Here is a 2,250-nt window from a genome sequence, read left to right as displayed (position 1 = left end):
GATTTTTGAAAAAATAAGGTATCGTGAAAATAACTTTGACGAAGAATATTTTTTAAACGAACATATAAGAATATTTAAATATAAACCAAATTTTAAAAACCCCCAAACTTTTAACGAGAAGATTATTCATAGAATATTATATGACAATAATCCACTTTATTCTATATTGGCTGATAAAATTAAATCTAGAATTTTTATAAAAATGATACTAGATGATAATAATTACAATTCAGAAGTGCTTTTTGATAAAATTGATAATTTAAATAGCATAATTTTTAAAACAAATGACTGTAAATATTTACCTAAAATTTATGCTATATATAGTAATGTTGATGAGATAGACTTTTCTATTTTACCAAATTCTTTTGTTTTGAAAACAAATCATGATTGGAATGGTGTTGTTGTTATAGAGAATAAAAAAAATTTTTTACAGGATTTTGAAAGAAAGAGAAAATCATTAGAAAAATTAAAGCGTCACTTGAAGCAAAATTTTTACTATGTTTCAAGGGAGAAACATTATAAAAATATTGAGCCTAGAATTTTTGCAGAAGAATATATAAAAGACGAAATAGAGCTAAAAGATTTTAGGTTTCATGTTTTTAACCATAATGTTAAATTTATTCAAGTTGCGAACTCCACGCATACATGTAATAATCTATATTATCCAAACTGGGAAATTTTTCCCATTTTATATCATAATCAAAGAGATATTCGTGAAATAGAAAAGCCACGTCAACTGGAGGATGCTTTAAGAATTGCTAGGGTATTATCTTTTAATTTCGATTATATTAGAATTGATATGTATTTAGTAAAATCTAAAATTTATATAGGTGAGCTTACATTTACACCAAATTGTGGTAAAGCTAAAATAGAACCATCTGAATGGGATTTAAAGATAGGACAAATGTGGAAAAGTGATGTTTTTAAATTATAATATATTATTTTTTTGTATAGGTTGTATTATTGGATGGGGCGCATTCGCCTTACCTGGAGTTTTGTTTTTAGATTCGGGTTTTTTAAACTCTATAGTAGGTTTGTCATTGGGTGCGCTGTTTATAATCATTATTGCAACAAATTATTTCAAACTTTCACAAATATTTCCACAAACAGGAGGGGAATTTCTATATACTTTACATTTTTTTGGTAAAAAACATGGATTTGTTTGTGGTTGGTTTTTAGTTTTAGCATATTTGTGTATTATACCTTTAAACTTAACAGCTCTATCATTACTTTTTGACCATCTACAGTTTGATTATATACAAAATAATGTTTTATATTATATTAATAATAAACCTATATATTTGAATAATATTGTTTTATCCCTTTTGATTTTGGTGTTAGTATTATATATCAATTTAAAAGGTGTGAAGATTGCTCTGTATATTCAAAATGTTTTAACAATAGTGATATTTATTAGTGTTCTTTTTTGTATAGTGGGTATGTCATCTAGTGAAATTTCTTGGAAAAATTTAATAAGCTATGTTTTAAAGCAAGATCTAAATTTAGAGAATATTTTAAAAATAGTTGCAATATCTCCTTGGTTGTATATAGGATTTGATTGTGCTGTTCAGATTATCCAAGATGTAAAACATAAAAATTTTCATGTTTTTAATAAGTTAGTTTGTGCTTCTATTATTATGGGATGTTTAATTTATGTTTTAGTTTTAGTAATTGCTGCTTTTTCATATCCATATCCTTATTTTAAAAATGCTATATGGGTTGTTGGACAGGGAGTGGAGAATTATTTTGGATTTTATGGTTTGTTTATGCTTTCACTTGGAGTGTTTTGTGCTATTATGAGCGGTGTAAATGGATTTTTTATAGCAACATGCAAGGTTATTTATTCTTTAAGTGAAAACAATATAATATCTAAACAATTCATGCAGACAAATCAATATAATTCCCCTATTTTTATATGTTTTTTTGTTGCAAGTATATCAGCTATATTACCTTTTTTTGGAAGGGAATATTTATTGTATATAGTTGACATGTCTTCTATTGGGATTATTATATCTTTTATATATATTAGTTTAATAAATTTTAAATTTTTTTCTTCATCATTTATAGATAAAACTAGAAGTTTAATTTCTTTGGTGTTGAGTAGTATCTTTTTATTTTTATTGTTATTTCCAAATTCTCCAGCTGTGCTAAAATGTCCATCTTTTGCAATGCTTGTGCTTTGGATATTGTTAGGAGTTATTTTTTTTAAAATTCGGAAGATGTAATGGCTGGTGTTAGCTATTAAAATTT

Annotated in this window: 2 protein-coding genes; both read left to right on the top strand. The window is 25.3% G+C overall.

Features of this window, described 5'->3' with window-relative positions; genetic code table 11:
* The coding region (locus L8T90_RS07760) for an ATP-grasp fold amidoligase family protein (protein ID WP_318529943.1) at nucleotides 1–934 on the top strand (934 nt) is incomplete at its 5' end.
* Nucleotides 918–2,225, top strand: a complete 1,308-nt coding sequence (locus L8T90_RS07755; protein ID WP_263737163.1) for an APC family permease — start codon at nucleotides 918–920, stop codon at nucleotides 2,223–2,225. The genes L8T90_RS07760 and L8T90_RS07755, both read left to right, overlap by 17 nt.
* Nucleotides 2,226–2,250: the final 25 nt, after the last annotated feature.

Source organism: Campylobacter sp. RKI_CA19_01121, from assembly GCF_025771295.1.
Classification (GTDB): Bacteria; Campylobacterota; Campylobacteria; order Campylobacterales; family Campylobacteraceae; genus Campylobacter_D.
The sequence above is the reverse complement of the archived record's forward strand: the minus strand, read 5'-3'. Positions and strand labels throughout refer to the sequence as shown.